This is a genomic window from Micromonospora sp. NPDC049044, from assembly GCF_040649215.1.
Taxonomy (GTDB): domain Bacteria; phylum Actinomycetota; class Actinomycetes; order Mycobacteriales; family Micromonosporaceae; genus Micromonospora.
On sequence record NZ_JBEZFA010000013.1, the window covers coordinates 116,609 to 133,181 of the forward strand.

Genomic DNA, 16,573 nt, shown 5'->3' on the forward strand with positions numbered 1-16,573 from the left:
GCGGCGTCCCGGCAGCGCAGCGCCGGCCCGCCCCGCGAGGGGAGAGCCGGCGCGCGCCCGCGGCGGACGGTCAGTTGTTCGGGTCGTCGGCGCTGATGTCCGCGAGCACCGACTGCGGTTCCCGCTCGACCGCGAGGTCGCCCATCGAGATCAGGCCGACCAGGCGCCCGTCGTCGATCACCGGAAGCCGGCGTACGGCGTACGTGCGCATCAGGTCCGCGGCGGCCACCGCGTCGTCGTACTGGCTCACCGTGATCACGTCACGGGTGGTTATCTGGTTCAGCCGCGTCGAACCCGCGTCCATGTTCTCCGCGACACCCCGGACCGTGATGTCCCGGTCCGTGACGATGCCGACCACGTTGTCGCCGTCGGTCACCACCACGTCACCGATCGCACTGTCGCGCATCTCCTGCGCGGCCGCGATGAGTGTGTCGTTGCCGTCCATCGTCACCAACCGGGTCGTCATGAACTCTCCGACCGTTGTCATGGTGCTCCCCTCTCGGTGTCGGCACGGCCCGTCTACCCGCCGCTCGGCAGGGGGTAACGCCGGCCTCCCCGCCACTACCGACGCGCTGCCACCCGCCGTGCCGCTGCTGCCGGGCCGGTCGGGCCGGGGCAGGTCGGTCGGCTGGGCCGGCGCGGGCCGGCGGGCCGGGGCGGTCGGGGCGGGGCGGGTCGACCACCGGCCCACCCGGCCGAGGCGGACGCAGGTCGGCTCCGCCGCTTATGGTGAACCGATGACCGGCGCGGAGGAGTTGCGGAGTTTGATCGCCGACAACGGTTGGCTGACCCGGGCGCTGACCGTGGTGCGTGACTCCGGCCTGCCGGACGCCTGGATCGGCGCGGGTGTTCTCCGCGACCTGGTCTGGGGCGAGCGCTACGGCGACGGGTTCGACCCGACCACAGTCCACGACGTGGACGTGGTCTTCTTCGACCCGGCGAGGCTGAGCCGCGACGACGACCAGCGGGCCACCGCCCGACTGGTGACGGCATGGCCCGAACCGCCGTGGCAGGCCCGCAACCAGGCGGCGGTACACACCTGGTACGCGGCGAAGTTCGGCGGCGACCCGATCGAGCCGTACCGCAGTGTGGCCGAGGCGGTAGCCACCTGGCCGGAGTACGCGACAGCGGTGGCCGTACGGCTGGGCTCGGCAGACGAGCTGGAGATCTGCGCGCCGTACGGTCTGACGGATCTGTTGGACGGGATCTGGCGGCACAACCCGACCCGGGTGGACGTGGGCCGGTCCCGGCAACGGTTGGCCCGGCACCGGCCGGCGCACCGCTGGCCCGGCGTGACAGTGATCGAGCCGGGCTGACTCGGCCGGGTCAGCGGCGGGGCGCCAGCCCGTAGACGCGCTGCACGTGCAGACGCAGCACCAGCCGCCGGTCGTCGACCATGGCCTGGCGGTATTCGTCCCAGTCCGGGTGCTCGCCGCTCAGCGTCCGGTACAGGTCCACCAGTTCCTCGACTGTGGCATCGTCGGGTTCGGTGGCGGGCGGGGTCAGCTCGGCGCGCCCCTCGACCACCGCGTACGCCCAGCCGTCCTCGCTGCTGACGTGGAAGCTGGCCCGCGGGTCCCGGCGCAGGTTGGCGGTCTTGGCCCGCCCGTCGGTGACGGAGACCCGGATCAGCCCGGCGTCCCTGTCGAACGAGTAGACCACTGTGGACAGCTGCGGTCGTCCGTCCCGCCTGATCGTTGCCAGCACGCCCATCGAGCGGCCGGCGATCAGATCGGTAAGCGCCTGCTGGGTGCGGTCGTCCGGCACGGTTCCTCCAGGTGGACGTCGGCTTTGTCCATCCAAGCATGCCCGGCCGACCGCCGCCCGGAACGCGACCGAGCCCCCGCCGCTGACCGGCGAGGGCTCGGGTGACGCGACGGTCAGCGACGTTCGGCGGCGACCAGCTCGGCGAGCTGCACCGCGTTGAGGGCGGCACCCTTGCGCAGGTTGTCGTTGGAGCAGAACAGTGCCAGCCCGTACTCGGCGGTCTCGTCGGCGCGGATCCGGCCGACGTAGGTCGGGTCCTGGCCGGCGGCCTGCAGCGGCGTCGGCACGTCGGTGAGTGCCACCCCGGGCGCGTCGGTCAGCAGCTCGTGGGCCCGCTGCGGGGTGAGCGGCCGGGCGAACCGGGCGTTGATCTGAAGGGAGTGCCCGGTGAAGACCGGCACCCGGACGCAGGTCCCGGACACCTTCAGGTCAGGAATTTCCAGGATCTTGCGGGTCTCGTTGCGGAGCTTCTGCTCCTCGTCGGTCTCGAACGAGCCGTCGTCCACTATCGAACCGGCAAGCGGCAGGACGTTGAAGGCGATCGGCTCGGCGAACGAGCGCGGCGCGGGGAACTCCACGGCCGAGCCGTCGAAGGCCAGCGCGGTGGCGTGCTCGGCGACCTTGCGGACCTGCTCGTCCAGCTCGGCGACGCCGGCCAGCCCGGCACCGGACACCGCCTGGTACGTGGAGACGACAAGGCCGACAAGCCCCGCCTCGGCGTGCAGCGGGCGCAGCACCGGCATCGCGGCCATCGTGGTGCAGTTCGGGTTGGCGATGATGCCCTTCGGGCGGTCGGTGGCCGCCTGGGGGTTGACCTCGGCGACCACGAGCGGCACCTGGGGATCCATCCGGAACGCCGAGGAGTTGTCGATCACCACGGCGCCGGCCTCGGCGACCCGGGGCGCCAACTCCCGTGCCGTGCCCTTACCTGCCGAAAAGAGCACGATGTCCAGCCCGGCGTAGTCCGCGGTCGCGGCGTCCTCCACGGTCACCTCGCCGTCGCGCCACGGCAGCGCACGCCCGGCGGACCGCGCCGAGGCGAACAACCGCACCTGCTCCGCCGGGAACTTCCGCTCCGCCAGCACCTGCCGCATCACGCCACCGACCTGGCCGGTGGCCCCCACAATGCCGATCCTCATGCCCGCGAGGCTACCCAGCCCACCCCCGAACACGGGAACCGTTTCCCACCCCCCGGGTCCCGCATCACACCCCCAAACCCCACCCCACCCCTCCCACCCCGCCCCCCGCCCTCCCCCTCCCACCTCCCACCCGCCCCCGCCCACCCGCCCGCCTCCCGGTTGATCATGAAGTTATTGCCACGACACGCCGAGGCAGGTGACAACAACTTCATGATCAACGGCGAAGGGCGGGGCCGGCCGAAGGGCGGGGCCGGCCGAAGGGCGGGGTGGGCCGGGTGGGGTGGGTCGGGATGGGGTCAGGGGAGGATGGTGCCTAGGTTTGCGGCCGTCAGGTCGTCGCGGATGACCGCGGCGTCGCCTTCGATGACCAGGGTCAGTGCGTCCGGGTGCAGGTGGGTGGCCGCCGCCGCGGAGACCTGGTCCACGTCCGCCGCCAGCAGCGACTCGCGCAGCCGGGCGTGGTAGTCGTCCGGCAGGTCGTGCACCACAAGCGTGGTGAGCGCGGACGCGATCGCCCGAGGGCTCTGCAACTCGACCGAGAGCTGCCCGGCCCGCCAGGACCGGGCCACCGCCAGCTCGTCCTCGGTCACCCCGGTGGCCTGGGTACGGCTGATCTCACCCACCGCCTCGACCAGGGCCGGCACGGTGACCGCGGTCTGCACGCCGGAGCTGACCCCGAACCGACCGAAGCGGCGCGACGAGGCGAAGTCGCCCCGGACGCCGTAGGTGTAGCCGTGCACCTCGCGCAGCAGGTGGTTGAGGCGGGAGGTGAACGCCCCACCGAGGACCGTGCCGGCGAGCGTCATCGGCACGTGGTCGGGATGCGCCCGGTGCGGCGACGGGTGGCCCAGCCGCAGCGTGGACTGCACCGAGCCGGGCCGATCCACCAGGATGATCCGCCGCCCGTCGTGCAGCGGCACCTCGATCGGCCCGCCCCGCTCGGCCGGGCCGCCACCGGTGCCGGCGAACGCCGCGGCGGCCAGTGCGTCAAGGTCGATCCGGTCCAGGTCACCGGCGACGACCAGGGTGCCGGGGCGCAGGAACCACTCGGAGTGGAAGACCGTGACGTCCTCCACGTCCAGCCCGGCGACCGACTCCGGGTCGCCGTGCATCGGCCGACCCCAACGGTGCTGGGCGCCGAACAGGTCACCGCGCAGCGCGGCGTCGGCGCGGGGGCCCGGGTTGGCCCAGTCCATCCGCAGCGCTGTCGCCTCGTCGTCCCGGACCCGGCGGACGTCGGCCGGGTCCAACCTCGGCGTACGGACCGCTTCGGCGAGCAACTCCACGGCGGCGCTGAGCCGGTCCACCGGGATCACCACGCTGGCCTGGAACGAGTCCCAGTCCAGCCCGGTCGACAACGCGGTGCCCAGCCCTTCGACGGCGAGCGCGTACGCGGCGGCGTCCCGCTGCGCGGTCCCCTCTTCGAGGGCCTTGGCCAACACCCCGGACAGGCCCTCCTTGCCGACCGGCTCCTGGCCCGCGCCCACGTCGAGCAGCAACAGGGCCACGGCGAGGTTCTGCCCCGGCAGGTGCGCGGCGACGACCTGACCACCGGCCGCGGTGCGACGGACCACCGGCGGGAACCGGTACGGGCGGGCGGCACCCGGGCCGGGACGGTCGGCGATAAGCGTCATGGGGTCTCCTCGGGCAGGTAGGTCAGCAGCACCCGGTCGGTGGCGAGCACCTCGGCGGCGGCCTCGGCGATCTGCTCGGCGGTGACGGCGAGCAGACCCGGCAACTGGTCGGCGATGCGGGCCGGGTCACCGAACTGCGTGGCGTACCGGCCGAGCAGGTCCGCGCGGCCATCCACCGTGGACAGTTGACGCCACCACCCGGTGCTGAGCATCGCCTTGGCCCGATCCAGCTCGGCGGCGGTGACCGGCACGGTGGCCAACTCGTCGACCACCTCGGCCAAGCCCTCGGCCAGCCGCTCGGCGCCCACTCCGGCGCGGGCGGTGGCGGTGGCGATGAGCGGCGCCGGTGCGTGCGCCAGATCCACCCCGTACGCCCCGACCAGGTCCGGCTGGGCGATCCGTTCACCGTCGGCGAGTCGCTGGTAGAGCCGGCTGCCCCGCCCACTGCCGAGGACTGTGGCGAGCACGGTGACCACGTGGTACTCCGGGCTGCCGAACGGGTAGGTCCGGTGGGCGATGTACACCCGCGGCGCCGGCACGTCGGCGCGTACCGACTCGACAGCCGTCTGCCCGGTCGCCGCGACGGTGCGGCCGTCCGGGGCGGCCGGGATGTCGTCGCGTGCCGGCAGCGCGCCGAAATACTTGTCGGCGAGCGCGAACACGTCGGACGCGGTGGCGTCGCCGGCCACGGTGAGCACCGCGTTGTTCGGTGCGTAGTAGGTCTGGTGGAACGCCTGGAAGGTGGCGAGGTCGGCGGCGTTCAGGTCGGCCATCGAGCCGATCGTCGCGTGGTGGTACGGGTGTCCCGGCGGGTAGAGCAGCGGCAGCAACCGCAGCCAGGCGTCGCCGTACGGAACGTTCTCGTACCGCTGCCGGCGCTCGTTCTTGACCACGTCCCGCTGGTTGTCGAGCGTCTCCTGGGTGAGCGCGGGCACCAGCCCGCCCATCCGGTCGGCCTCCAACCAGAGCGCCAACTCCAGGTGCTCGGCCGGAACCGTCTCGAAGTAGTTGGTCCGGTCCGGGTTGGTGGTGGCGTTGAGCGAGCCGCCGGAGCCCTGGATCAACTTCATGTGCTCGGTCTTCGCCACGTTCACCGAGCCCTCGAACATCAGGTGCTCGAAGAGGTGGGCGAAGCCGGTCTGCCCGGTCGGCTCGTGCCGGGAGCCGACGTCATACCAGAGATTGACGGCCACCGCGGGTGCGGTGCGGTCCTCACTCACCACCACGCGTAGGCCGTTGTCCAGTCGGGACGTCTCGATGGGCCAGGGGTAACCGCTGTCGGGCATACCCCGACGCTATCCGATCTCGTGGGCGGAAAGGTGACCTGTGGTGGGTCGGCGAGCCGACCCGGGGCATCGGGACCGCCGTCCGGGGTACCGGAGGGCAATGACAGTCACCCCGCCCCCGTCCCGGTCCGCCGTCGTCGTCGAACGGGCCAGCGCCGCGCTCGGCCGGCTGCGCCACGGCAGGCTGCTGCATCCGGCCGGTCGCTCGTTCGTCGGCGAGGTGATGATCTGGGGTACGCCCGGACCGCCCACCGGGGTCGGCCTGCTTGACGATCCCGGCCGGTACCGGGCCACCGTCCGGCTGTCCAAGGGAACCCCCACGCCCGACGGCTGGCCGGACGTGCTGGGCGTCGCGCTGCGCCTGCACCGCGACGCGGGCCGACCGTTCGACCTGCTGGTCAGCTCCAGCGGCGCGGCCCCGCTACTGCGACACCTGCCGCTGCCCCGACGCTGCTTCACCGGGACGTACAGCACGATCGTGGGTTACCGCGTGGGCCGCCGCCGCATCTGGCTGGCCGCGCTGGCCGACCCCGACTCCGTCGACCTCGGGTGCAGCCTGCCCGCGGTGGCCGCCGCGACCCGGACGGACACGCCGCGCCTGGTGCTCGCTGTCGCGTCCGCCGTCGGGCCGTGGCGGCCGGTGGGGCAGGTAGCGATCGGTGTCCCGCTCAGCGCCGAGCAGGACGCCGCGCTCGCGTTCGACCCGGTGCGGAACCTGCCGTCCGAACTGCGGGCGGCAGGTCCGCTGACCTGGCTGCGGGAGCACACCTACCGGGGGTCCCGCCGGGCGCGGGGCGCCACCGCTCAGTCCGGCGGCTCGACCGCGACCACTGTCTGATCGGAGGTACGACGTTCCAGCACCGTGTCGGGTGCCGCGTTCTGGTCCGCCTCCCGGATGTCCGACTCGGTGAGGATGGCCTCGGCCTGCGCCTCCGGGTCGTCGCTGCCCACGGCGGCCTCCTCCGGCAGGAGGTGGTGGGCGCGGGACTCCACCCGATCCTGATCGCTCTGGTGTTCTGTCATGGCACCCCTGTTACCCCGACCCCGCCCCTGGCACGCGGGCTGTGCCCCGCATCTTGGGACGACGGGCCGGCCGTTCCCGTCCGGTCGGGTACGCTTGCCCCCGTGACACGTTCCTATCGATGGTTTAGGCAGCCGGCTCGCACGCCGGTGACTTCACCATGAACTGACGTCACCACGGACCGAGCCGGCTGGGCAGGAGCTGTCGTTCCTGCCCTTTTGCGTACGAGCAGCCGGCTCGTCCCGGGCACCGGCCCCGGGCACGGTCGGCGGAAGGATGCCCACCGTGACGACCCCGGAGACCGATCGGGTAAGCGATCAGCGGATCGACCGTGTCGTGCCGCTGACCACGCCCGCCCTGCTGCACCACGAGTTACCCCTGGACGCCCCGCTCGCGTCGGCCGTGCTGACCGGTCGCCGAGCGGTGGGCCGGGTGCTGGATCGCGAGGACGACCGTCTGCTGGTGGTGGTCGGCCCCTGCTCGGTGCATGACCCGGCCGCCGCCCTCGACTACGCGCGGCGTCTCCGCACGGCAGCCGACCGGCTGGCCGACGACCTGTTGATCGTCATGCGGGTCTACTTCGAGAAGCCGCGCTCCACCGTCGGCTGGAAGGGCCTGATCAACGACCCGGGTCTGGACGGCAGCGGGGACGTCAACACCGGTCTGCGGCTGGCCCGGGCGCTGCTGCTCGACGTGCTGCGGGTCGGTCTGCCGGTGGGCTGCGAGTTCCTCGACCCGATCACGCCGCAGTACATCGCGGACACGGTGGCCTGGGGCGCGATCGGGGCCCGCACCGTGGAGAGTCAGGTGCACCGCCAGCTCGCCTCTGGTCTGTCCATGCCGATCGGCATGAAGAACCGCCCGGACGGCAGCATCGGCACCGCCGTGGACGCGATCCGCGCCGCCGGGGTGCCGCATGTGTTCCCCGGCATCGACTTCTCCGGCACCCCCGCGATCATGCACACCCGGGGCAACACCGACGGCCATCTGGTGCTGCGCGGCGGGGGTGGCCGACCCAACTACGACGCCGATTCGGTTGCCGGAGCGCTCGACCTGCTCCGCGCCGCCGAGCTGCCGGAGCGGCTGGTGATCGACGCCAGTCACGCCAACAGCGGCAAGGATCACCGCAACCAGCCGCGGGTGGCCGCCGACGTGGCCGCCCAACTGGCCGCCGGCCAGCGCGGGATCACCGGCGTGATGCTGGAGTCGTTCCTGCTGCCCGGCCGGCAGGATCTCGACCCGACCCGGGAGCTGGAGTACGGCCGGTCGGTCACCGACGCCTGCCTCGGCTGGGACGACACCGTCGAGGTGCTCGACCACCTGGCCACCGCGGTGCGGGCGCGCCGGGCCACCCTGCCGGCGGTGGTGTGACCGTCGACACCGCGGGGCACGGAACACGGGCGGGGGTAGCCTCGTTGACAGGGGTGTCGGTGTGTCCAGTGTCCCCGGGCCTCACCTAAATAGCCTTCGCGGAATACCGTCCGGCTGGAGCCGCGCAGTGCCACTCGCCGAGAGGCGACCTGCACACCGACACCAGCGCCGCCCCCGGCCCACAAGGCCGGGGGCGGCGCTGTCTGCCCGGGTCGGGACAGTCTCAGTCGCCCGGCGGCGGCCATCCGCCGGTGACGTTTGACCGATTCCGCCCCGGGTAGCTGATCGAGGTGACCGACGACGCATCCGTGACCGACGAGCCGGACACCCAGGCCCTCGACGACCTGCTCGACGACGTCTTCCGGGGGCAGGAGCGGGTCGACCAGGGCGAGATCTACCGCCGGGCGGTGGCCGCCGAGCTTCCGGCGGATCTGCTCACCCGGATCGACGCGCTGCCCGAGGGCGAGTACTCGGTGGACGAGGCCAGCGACCTGCTGGGCGGCTCCATCGGGTGAGCGGCCCCGCCAGCTTCATCGCCGGAGGCGATCTCGCCAGCAGAAGGGACACCGACATGAGTCACCACGAGGATCACGACGAGAAGATGCCGGCGCTGGGTCAGCCGCCGAAGGGCAGGGACACCACCCCCGAACCGGATTTCGCCAACGAGCACGACAAGACGGCTGTCGACCGGGACATCATCACCGGTGCGGACGAGGACGAACGGGAACCGGAGTCGCCGCACGGCTGGTCCGGCATGCAGCGCTGAGGTGGTTACGACAGGGGGGCCGGCGACTGCCGGCCCCCCTGCGCGTCTACTCGATCAGTCGTCGTCGTGGTGCCCACCCTCGGCGGCCTGCTGTGCCGTCGCGTACGCCATCTGGAGGAAGTCGGACGCGGCGACCGCCGTCAGCGCGGTGGCCACCAGCCGGGTCAGCCGGGGTGCGAGCACCAGGCCGCCGGTAAGCCCGGTGGCCACCCAGACGGCCAGGCAGAACGGGCAGCTCAGCAACTCGCCGATGGCGTGCCGGGTCGGGCTGCCCGAGTCGCGGACCTGCTCCATCACCTCACCGCTGCCGATCGGACGGTCGTAGCGGGTGAACGGTGCCCGTAGCGGACTGGTCACCGCGTCCTTGGACAGCAGCCGACTCAGCTTGTGCGTGGCGATGGAGAGCAGCACCACGTCGGACGGGGCGGGACGCTCCGGCACCGGCCGACCGGTCACCTTGACCAGACCGGCGAGCGCCCCGGTCACCCCGGCGTACGTGCCCATCGCCGCCAGGTAGCCGCCGAGCGGCCGGTGTTCGTGCGGCGCGTACGCGCGACGCAACCGCGCCGCCTTCTGTCGCAGGCCAGTGTCGCGCACCCGGTCTCCTTACTTCTCGTGGTGGTGCGGGAGCGGCGTCCCGCGCGGCCGACTCAGCCGGCCTGGAGGTTGTCGGCGACCTCGCGGGCCAGATTGGTGAGCGCCTCGTCGGCCAACTGGTCCGGGCCCGGCCCGTCCGATCCGTCGGCCAGGTCGAGCTGGATCCGGGCCCCGCCGGAGTCGGCCGACTCCACCCTGATCTCGGCGGACCAGTCGGCGTCGCCACCCCACCGCGCTGTCAACTCGGTACCGCTGATCTCCGCGGCCGGGCTGCCGCCACCGCGCAGCGGTTCCGGCAGCCAGGCGGAGGCCCGGTCGGGGTCGGTGGCCGTGTTGAAGACCACCTCGGGTGGCGCGGACATGCCGCGCACGGCGCGCGCCGCCATCAGGAGTCCCGCAGCCGGTTGGGGTCGACCTCCCGGCCCGGGTGACGGGCCAGGTATTCGGTCTCGAGCTCCGCGGTGCGCCGCAGGTGGTTGGCGAGCGCGGAGTCCGCCGCGTGTCGCAGGGTGTCCAGGCGGGTGCGGTGCAGGCTGTGCATCTCGCGGATCAGATCCTCGTCGCTCAACTCCGTCGGGTCGACGCCGGGCAGGTCGCCGTCGAGAACACCCGCCGGGTCGGCGAGGTGATCGCCACCCCACTCGGGCACCCGCTGCTCCGGGCTCATGTCCGTGCTGCCGCTGGTCGCAAAGTCGTCCTCGCGTACCGATCCGGTCATCATCGCCCCCCTTGATCTCGTTTGGGCTGGCGTCTAGACGATTGCCCAGGCGTGGTGACGCCAAACCAGCCCGGCGGCGCGACAACTACGACACGGTGTCGGAGACGGGCGGCGACCCCGGTATTCTCGGTGCCATGAGGCGGCTCTGGACCCCGGCGTGGATCGCACGTCACGTGGCCATGGTCGTGCTGGTGGTGGCCTTCCTCGGGCTGGGCTGGTGGCAGATCAGCCGGGCCACCGCCGGCAACAGCCTCAGCTGGGGGTACGCGGTCGAGTGGCCGGTCTTCGCCGGCTTCGTGGTCTACGTCTGGTGGCGTGAGGTGAGGCTGGCCCGTCGCCGGGCGGCCGACACCGACGTGCCGTCGACGGAGCCGGCCGCCGAGCCCGCGCCGGCGCTCACCACGGGGTCCCGACCGGCGGTACGCCGACCGGTGCGGGTGTCCCGCCGGCCGTCCGGTGGGGGCGACGCCGTCGAGGACACGGACCTGGCCGCCTACAACCACTACCTGTCATGGTTGAGCGCCAATCCGGGCGCCCGACCCGGCGACTATCCCGGCTGAGCCGGGCTCGGAAGGACGGACGAAGGTGGGCGCTGCCCTTACCCGGTACCGCGCGATCGCCTGGATCGTGGGCGTCGTGCTGATCCTGCTGGTCGTGATCGGCATGCCGATGAAGTACGTGTTCCACAACGCGGTGGTGGTGGAGACGGTGGGGCCCGCGCACGGGTTCCTCTACATGATCTATCTGGTGGCGGCGTTCGACCTGAGCCGTCGGGCCGACTGGCCGCTGAAGCGGATGTTGCTGGTGATGTTGGCCGGGACCGTCCCGTTCGTGTCGTTCTACGCCGAGCGCCGGGTCAGCGCCTGGCTGGCCGCGCCGCAGGAGACCCGGACCCCGGAGCCGGTCGCCCACTGAGCGGGCCGCCCGGCCGACGCCCGTTCGCCGCGGGCCCCCGTCTGTCGGCTCACCGAGTGGGCCGCCACGGCTCGGCGGAGGCGAGCGGGTCGACCCAGCCGCCGTAACGGTTCATTTCCCGGGCCCGCAAGAGTGCCCGGGTGACCTGGCCGAACTGCCGCTCGTCGTCGGCACTGAACAGCAGCACCTCCACTCCCCCGTACCACCCCCACAGCTCGTGCGGCGGTGGGCGCCACCGATCGCCGACCACCGCGAGCGCGGCCGGCAGCAGCAACACCGCGCCGAGGATCAGGTACGCCCCGGCGGTCAGGCGTTGCAGGCCGCCGGTGAAGCCGAGCAGCAGTCCGACGCCGCCGAGCATGCTGGCGGTGATGATGACGGCCCGGACGGCGATCCGGTCGTGCGGGCCCCGGGTGGTACGCAGATGGGTCAGGTCGGCAATCCGGTAACTGGTGCGGCCGACGGTGAACCGGTCGACGGTCACGATGATTCCGGGCCGCGCGTACAACAGGGTCGACCGGCCACCCGGCTTCGTTCGCGGCGGTCGCACACTTGCGCCTTCACGATCCACGGTTCCTCCCGCGGGGACGGTTGGCCGAGGTGACCGGCGGTGACGGCTCGCCCTGTCCACCGACGGGATTCCCGGCCTCAGCTCCCATTGTGTTTGCGCACCGCCAGCCGACCTGGGCAATTACCGGTTCTCGACAGCTCACCCCGGGCGGGACATCGCCGAGAAACAGCATCCATTTCGCCTTTTTTCGGTTATGGCGGCCAGCGATCCGGCGGGATACGCCCGGAACGACGAAAGTCGTATATCCGTCAATGCCTCAGAAAAAGGTCTCTGCCCCGGCGCGGCAGGTGTCAGCAGCGCCATCCGCCGCACCGACCCGAACCGCCACTCGGCCAACTTTCGCCCCTGCTTCAACTGCGAGCGACATCCGTCCCGGGTTAGGTTGGGTGCGCCGGTCCGGCCCAGTGCCGTCCGCCCGGATGACCCCGGCCGGTGTCGACGAGGGCGTCAGCAGCCCCGGCGGCCGTGGGAGAGGGGCCTTCCGCTCTTGTCATCCCTGAGAAACCTGCTGCGTACCGTGGCGCTGGCCGGCATGTCGGCAGCGCTTATCGCCCCGACGGCGGTGGCGCACGCCGAGCCGTCCCCCGCCGACCTGACCCGCCGGATCGAGACGTCCTCGGCCGAGTTGGAACGGGTGGTGGAGTCGTACAACAAGCTGCGTGAGGAGATCAAGACCAACGAGGCCTCGGTGGCCCGATTACGGACCCGCATCGGCCCGCTCGAGCAGCAGGTCGAGCAGAGCCGGGCCGACGTGGCGGAGCTTGCCTCGACCGCGTACAAGAACGGTGGCCTGCGGACCGCTGACGCCCTTTTGCGTCCCGGCGGCTCCGCCGCATTGCTGGACCGGCTGGGCACGCTCGACCAGTTGACCCGGCAGCGGCAGGAGCGCATCTCCGGCTTCACCGCCGACCAGCAGCGGCTGCTTGACCAGAAGGCGAGTCTCGACGCCACCCTGACCCGGCAGGCCGCGCAGGCCCGCCAGCTCGCGGCCGGTAAGAAGCAGATCGAGCAGGACCTGGCCAAGCTGTACGAGCTGCGTCGGCAGGCGTACGGGGCGGCCACCGAGCGCCCCGCGCCGAAGGCCGCGGCGACCGAGGCCAAGAATGTGCCAGCGGTGGCGGGTGACGCCGGCGCCGCGGTGCGCTACGCGTTCGGCGCGATCGGCAAGCCGTACGTCTGGGCAGCAGACGGACCGAACGGCTACGACTGTTCCGGGCTGACCTCGGCGGCCTGGCGGGCGGCCGGGAAGTCCCTGCCGCACAACACCCGGATGCAGTGGGGTGCCGTCGCGCACATCGGGCGGGGCGACCTACGCCCAGGCGACCTGATCTTCTACAGCGGGCTCGGGCACGTCGCCCTCTACGTCGGCGACGGCCAGGTGATCGACGCGCCGAGCGCCGGCCGCAACGTGCTCAAACGAGGCATGAACATGATGTCCATCCAGGGCTACGGCCGGGTCCGCTAGCACCGACCAAGTACGGCGAACGGCCGGCGTCCCCCTATCGGACGCCGGCCGTTCGCCGTAATTACTACCAGGTCAGGCCGCCTGCAGCCCCTCCGCCCGGGCCAGCTCGCGCAGCCGACCGAGGGCCTGGATCTCCAACTGCCGGATCCGCTCGCGAGACAGCGAGAAGCGCGACGCGACCTCGGTGAGCGAGTGCTCCCGACCGTCCTCCAGCCCGTAACGGGCCCGCATGATGCCGGCGGACCGGTCGTCGAGGTGGTTGAGCAGCCCCTCGATGCGCTGCCGCTCCAGGCCGCTGAGGACGATGTCCTCCGGCGACGGTGCGTCGCTGTCGGCGACCAGGTCGCCGAGGTTCGTGTCGCCGTCGTCGCCCACCGGGGTGTCAAGCGAGACGGTGTCCTGCGACCAGCGGCGCAGCTCGTTCACCCGCTCGACGGTGACGCCCAGGGAGGCCGCGATCTGCTCCGGCTCCGGGTCGGCGCCCAGCTCACGGGTCAACTGCCGGGCCACGTTGCGCATCCGGTTGACGTCCTCCACCAGGTGCACCGGCAGTCGGACGGTGCGCTCCTGCTGCGCGATCGCCCGGCTGATCGCCTGACGGATCCACCAGGTGGCGTAGGTGGAGAACTTGTAACCGCGCTCGTAGTCGAACTTCTCGACCGCCCGGACCAGGCCGGTGTTGCCCTCCTGGATCAGGTCCAGCATGGGCATGCCCGAACGCACGTAACGGCGGGCGATCGAGACGACAAGTCGGAGGTTGGCGCGGATGAAGAGATCCTTCGCCCGCTCCCCCTCGACGACGAGCCACTCCAGGTCGGCCCGGTCCGCACCGGCGGGGACGGCGTCCTCACCGAGCAGGTGCTCGGCGTAGAGGCCGGCCTCGATAGCCTTGGAGAGATCGACCTCCTTGGCGGCGTCCAGCAGTGGCGTCCGGGAGATCTCGTGCAGGTAGACGCCGACCAGGTCGCGCTCCTCGGCAACCTCGTCGGTTCGCATGCCGATGTTCTTGTCCACGTTGCCCACGGTCCCCTCGCTCGCGCCGGTTGCCCGGTTCCTTGCCATTCCCCACGTCCGTCAACCCCTGGTAACTTCTGCTGTGCCCATCGGTGCTGACACCTACACAACAGATGAGACGTGTCGGGGATTCCGTGTGGTGAGTCGAAAGTGTCACGAATGCCTGAGTAGTAGCTGAGAGCACGGTCCACGTTTGCTGTCAGCACCCCGTCGGATGGCTCGCCGCTGGGCACCACGCACGGGTTACCGCACCATGGCAACACCACCCGCCGTGGGGGCACAGCGACCCGGGTCACCACCACGCTGCGATCCTGGTCACTGCCAGATACGCGGCGAAGGACCGGCCGGTTCATCCTCGGGGGTGTATTACCCCCCGGCCAGATGAACAATCCGAAGCCCCGTTCGCTTCCCGGGGCGCGGGAGCCTAGGGGGCGAGCAGGGCGAGGGCCCCGCGTACCTGGTCGGCGGAGCGGGCCAGCGCGGCCCGGGCGGCGTCCACCTCGGCACCGGAGACCAGGGCGACGAGCGCCGTCTTCAGGTCACCGTCGGCCTCGGCGAGCGCCCGCCGGGAAACCTCCTCCGAGCAGCCGGTGGCCTCGATCAGAATTGAGATCATTCGACCGCGGAGCTTCGCGTTGGTGGCCACCATATCGATCATGAGGTTCGAGTAGACCCGGCCCAGGCGCACCATGACGGCGGTGGAGAACGTGTTGAGCACCAACTTCTGCGCCGTGCCCGCCTTCATCCGGGTCGACCCGGTGACCACCTCGGGTCCGGTGTCCACCCCGATGAACACGTCCACCGACCGGGCGGCCTCCGCCTCCGGATTGGCGCAGAGCAGCACCGTCGAGGTGCCCTTGGCGCGGCCCGCGGCGAGCGCCCCGAGCACGTACGGGGTGCGTCCGCTCGCCGCCAGACCCACCACCAGGTCACCGGTGCGCACACAACTGGCCGCCTCGACCGCGCCGCCCCGCTCGTCGTCCTCGGCGTCCTCCACGGCCCGCCACATGGCGTCCGGGCCGCCGGCGAGGTGGGCACAGAACCAGTGCCGGGGCGAGTTGAAGGTGGGGGCGAGCTCGGCCGCGTCCAGGACACCGAGCCGGCCGGAGGTGCCGGCCCCGAAGTAGTGCACCCGGTGGCCACCGCGCAGCGCCTCGACCGCCAGGTCGACGGTGGCGGCGATCTCGTCGAGCACCGCGGCGACCGCCGCCGGCACCCGCCGATCCGCCTCGTTGATCACCGTGAGCACGTCCCGGGTCGACATCAGGTCCAGGTCGACGCTCAGCGGGTTGCGCCGTTCGGTGGGTGCGCCCACCCGGACTGTCGGTCGGGCGTGCCGCGCCGGCAGGTCTTCGTCGGGGGCCAGCGCACCGGCCGTCATGGCCGCCTCCGGTTGGCACCCACCCGGTGCGACTGGACCGCCTCGGCGGTCGACTCCAGGGCCTTGCGGGCCCGCGCCCGGTTGCGGGCGGCCACCCCGACGAAGAGGCAGTCGACAACGGTGAGCTGGGCCAGCCGGCTGGCCGTGGCACCGGAGCGGTAGGTGGTCTCCCGCGCCGCCGTCGTCAACACGAAGTCCGCCACTTCGGTGATCGGCGAGCGCGGGAAGTTGGTGAGCGCCACGGTGACGGCACCTCGCGTACGGGCCTGCTCCAGCACCTCGATCACATCGGAGGTCGTGCCGCTGTGCGAGATGCCGATCGCCACGTCGCCGCGGCCGAGCAGGGCGGCCGAGGTGAGCGCGGTGTGCACGTCCGGAAAGTAGAAGGCGATCCGGCCGATGCGGTGCAGCTTCTGCTGGAAGTCCGAGGCCACGAACCCACTGGCACCGGCGCCGTAGATGTCGATCCGGGCGGCGCTGTTGATCGCCTCGACCACCTGCTCACAGACGGCGGGGTCGAGCTGCTCGGCAGTCTCCTCGACCGCGCGGGCGTCGTTGAACGCGATGGTGGCGATGATCTGGGCGAGGTCGGCACCGGGCGGGATGTCGCCACCGACCACCCGGGCGTCCGGTGGCTCGATCCGGCGGGCGGCCTCGGCGGCGAGCCGGATCCGCAGCTGCGGATAACCGTCCATGCCGACCGAACGGCAGAACCGGATGACTGTCGCTTCCGAGGTCTCCGCCGCGGTGGCGAGGTCGGTGATGGTCCGCCGGGCCGCGGCGGCCGGGTCGGAGACGACCAGCCGGGCTACCCGCTGCTCGGCGGGCGACAGCGACGGCAACAGCCCGCTGATGTGGACGATCAGCCCACCGGGCTCCTGACTCGCAGAAATCTTCGGACTCTTCGCCACGGATGAAACTTACTTTC

The 16,573-nt window shown here is 71.9% G+C and carries 21 protein-coding genes; 8 read left to right on the plus strand and 13 right to left on the minus strand.

The window, feature by feature from the left end; all coding sequences use genetic code 11:
- Window positions 1-70 precede the first annotated feature (70 nt).
- Window positions 71-487: a CBS domain-containing protein gene (locus AB0B85_RS13865; protein ID WP_357406982.1), complete on the minus strand. Its 417-nt coding sequence runs from the start codon at window positions 485-487 to the stop codon at window positions 71-73.
- Window positions 488-737: 250 nt separating this feature from the next.
- On the opposite strand from AB0B85_RS13865, the gene AB0B85_RS13870 reads away from it, so the two are divergent.
- Window positions 738-1,316, plus strand: a complete 579-nt coding sequence (locus tag AB0B85_RS13870; protein ID WP_357406984.1) for a nucleotidyltransferase family protein — start codon at window positions 738-740, stop codon at window positions 1,314-1,316.
- 10 nt (window positions 1,317-1,326) lie between these two features.
- Here the strand turns inward: AB0B85_RS13870 and AB0B85_RS13875 are convergent, their stop codons facing one another.
- The 4 genes from AB0B85_RS13875 to AB0B85_RS13890 all read right to left on the minus strand — a co-directional run bounded on the left by AB0B85_RS13875 (window position 1,327) and on the right by AB0B85_RS13890 (window position 5,826).
- Entirely contained in the window at window positions 1,327-1,767 is a 441-nt protein-coding gene (locus AB0B85_RS13875; RefSeq protein WP_357406986.1) for a PPOX class F420-dependent oxidoreductase, read from the minus strand.
- Between the two features lie 113 nt (window positions 1,768-1,880).
- A complete protein-coding gene (locus tag AB0B85_RS13880; RefSeq protein ID WP_357406989.1) occupies window positions 1,881-2,906 on the minus strand; it encodes an aspartate-semialdehyde dehydrogenase in 1,026 nt (341 codons plus the stop codon).
- A gap of 296 nt (window positions 2,907-3,202) precedes the next feature.
- The gene (locus tag AB0B85_RS13885) at window positions 3,203-4,540 is read right to left on the minus strand and encodes a pitrilysin family protein (protein ID WP_357406991.1); all 1,338 of its coding nucleotides are present in this window, start codon (window positions 4,538-4,540) and stop codon (window positions 3,203-3,205) included.
- The gene (locus AB0B85_RS13890; protein WP_357406993.1) at window positions 4,537-5,826 is read right to left on the minus strand and encodes a pitrilysin family protein; all 1,290 of its coding nucleotides are present in this window, start codon (window positions 5,824-5,826) and stop codon (window positions 4,537-4,539) included. Before AB0B85_RS13890 ends, AB0B85_RS13885 begins: the two co-directional genes overlap by 4 nt.
- A 100-nt stretch (window positions 5,827-5,926) precedes the next feature.
- On the opposite strand from AB0B85_RS13890, the gene AB0B85_RS13895 reads away from it, so the two are divergent.
- On the plus strand, window positions 5,927-6,664 hold the full coding sequence (locus AB0B85_RS13895) for a phosphodiesterase (protein ID WP_357406995.1): 738 nt from the start codon (window positions 5,927-5,929) through the stop codon (window positions 6,662-6,664).
- Here AB0B85_RS13895 and AB0B85_RS13900 read toward each other — a convergent pair.
- A complete protein-coding gene (locus AB0B85_RS13900) occupies window positions 6,631-6,849 on the minus strand; it encodes a hypothetical protein (protein WP_357406997.1) in 219 nt (72 codons plus the stop codon). The genes AB0B85_RS13895 and AB0B85_RS13900 overlap by 34 nt on opposite strands.
- A gap of 274 nt (window positions 6,850-7,123) precedes the next feature.
- Here AB0B85_RS13900 and AB0B85_RS13905 point away from each other — a divergent pair, with 274 nt between their 5' ends.
- The 3 genes from AB0B85_RS13905 (at window position 7,124) to AB0B85_RS13915 (ending at window position 8,984) form a co-directional block, all read left to right on the plus strand.
- The gene (locus AB0B85_RS13905) at window positions 7,124-8,218 is read left to right on the plus strand and encodes a 3-deoxy-7-phosphoheptulonate synthase (RefSeq protein ID WP_357406999.1); all 1,095 of its coding nucleotides are present in this window, start codon (window positions 7,124-7,126) and stop codon (window positions 8,216-8,218) included.
- A gap of 281 nt (window positions 8,219-8,499) precedes the next feature.
- Window positions 8,500-8,733: a hypothetical protein gene (locus tag AB0B85_RS13910; protein ID WP_357407111.1), complete on the plus strand. Its 234-nt coding sequence runs from the start codon at window positions 8,500-8,502 to the stop codon at window positions 8,731-8,733.
- A 56-nt stretch (window positions 8,734-8,789) separates the two neighbouring features.
- Entirely contained in the window at window positions 8,790-8,984 is a 195-nt protein-coding gene (locus tag AB0B85_RS13915; protein WP_357407001.1) for a hypothetical protein, read from the plus strand.
- Between the two features lie 54 nt (window positions 8,985-9,038).
- On the opposite strand, the gene AB0B85_RS13920 is transcribed toward AB0B85_RS13915, so the two are convergent.
- The 3 genes from AB0B85_RS13920 to AB0B85_RS13930 are packed head-to-tail and all read right to left on the minus strand — an operon-like array spanning window position 9,039 to window position 10,302.
- Window positions 9,039-9,581, minus strand: a complete 543-nt coding sequence (locus tag AB0B85_RS13920; RefSeq protein WP_357407003.1) for a DUF1360 domain-containing protein — start codon at window positions 9,579-9,581, stop codon at window positions 9,039-9,041.
- Between the two features lie 53 nt (window positions 9,582-9,634).
- On the minus strand, window positions 9,635-9,967 hold the full coding sequence (locus tag AB0B85_RS13925) for a hypothetical protein (RefSeq protein ID WP_357407005.1): 333 nt from the start codon (window positions 9,965-9,967) through the stop codon (window positions 9,635-9,637).
- Entirely contained in the window at window positions 9,967-10,302 is a 336-nt protein-coding gene (locus AB0B85_RS13930; RefSeq protein ID WP_357407007.1) for a DUF6158 family protein, read from the minus strand. The genes AB0B85_RS13925 and AB0B85_RS13930 overlap by 1 nt, the downstream gene beginning before the upstream one ends.
- 131 nt (window positions 10,303-10,433) lie before the next feature.
- Here AB0B85_RS13930 and AB0B85_RS13935 point away from each other — a divergent pair, with 131 nt between their 5' ends.
- Window positions 10,434-10,859, plus strand: coding sequence for a hypothetical protein (locus AB0B85_RS13935; protein ID WP_357407009.1), 426 nt, complete (start codon window positions 10,434-10,436; stop codon window positions 10,857-10,859).
- Between the two features lie 25 nt (window positions 10,860-10,884).
- On the plus strand, window positions 10,885-11,214 hold the full coding sequence (locus tag AB0B85_RS13940; RefSeq protein ID WP_357407011.1) for a DUF3817 domain-containing protein: 330 nt from the start codon (window positions 10,885-10,887) through the stop codon (window positions 11,212-11,214).
- 49 nt (window positions 11,215-11,263) lie between these two features.
- Here the strand turns inward: AB0B85_RS13940 and AB0B85_RS13945 are convergent, their stop codons facing one another.
- Complete coding sequence (locus AB0B85_RS13945; protein WP_357407013.1) at window positions 11,264-11,698, minus strand: DUF6232 family protein; 435 nt, start codon at window positions 11,696-11,698, stop codon at window positions 11,264-11,266.
- Window positions 11,699-12,272: 574 nt separating this feature from the next.
- Here AB0B85_RS13945 and AB0B85_RS13950 point away from each other — a divergent pair.
- The gene (locus AB0B85_RS13950) at window positions 12,273-13,250 is read left to right on the plus strand and encodes an NlpC/P60 family protein (protein WP_357407015.1); all 978 of its coding nucleotides are present in this window, start codon (window positions 12,273-12,275) and stop codon (window positions 13,248-13,250) included.
- A 72-nt stretch (window positions 13,251-13,322) separates the two neighbouring features.
- Here AB0B85_RS13950 and AB0B85_RS13955 read toward each other — a convergent pair whose 3' ends face one another.
- From AB0B85_RS13955 to AB0B85_RS13965, 3 genes are all read right to left on the minus strand, one after another.
- Window positions 13,323-14,312 (minus strand): sigma-70 family RNA polymerase sigma factor, encoded by a 990-nt coding sequence (locus AB0B85_RS13955; protein ID WP_357407017.1) that lies wholly within the window; start codon window positions 14,310-14,312, stop codon window positions 13,323-13,325.
- A gap of 376 nt (window positions 14,313-14,688) precedes the next feature.
- Complete coding sequence (murQ, locus tag AB0B85_RS13960) at window positions 14,689-15,645, minus strand: N-acetylmuramic acid 6-phosphate etherase (RefSeq protein WP_357407019.1); 957 nt, start codon at window positions 15,643-15,645, stop codon at window positions 14,689-14,691.
- Window positions 15,642-16,556, minus strand: a complete 915-nt coding sequence (locus AB0B85_RS13965) for a MurR/RpiR family transcriptional regulator (protein WP_357407021.1) — start codon at window positions 16,554-16,556, stop codon at window positions 15,642-15,644. The genes murQ and AB0B85_RS13965 overlap by 4 nt, the downstream gene beginning before the upstream one ends.
- Between the last annotated feature and the right edge of the window lie 17 nt (window positions 16,557-16,573).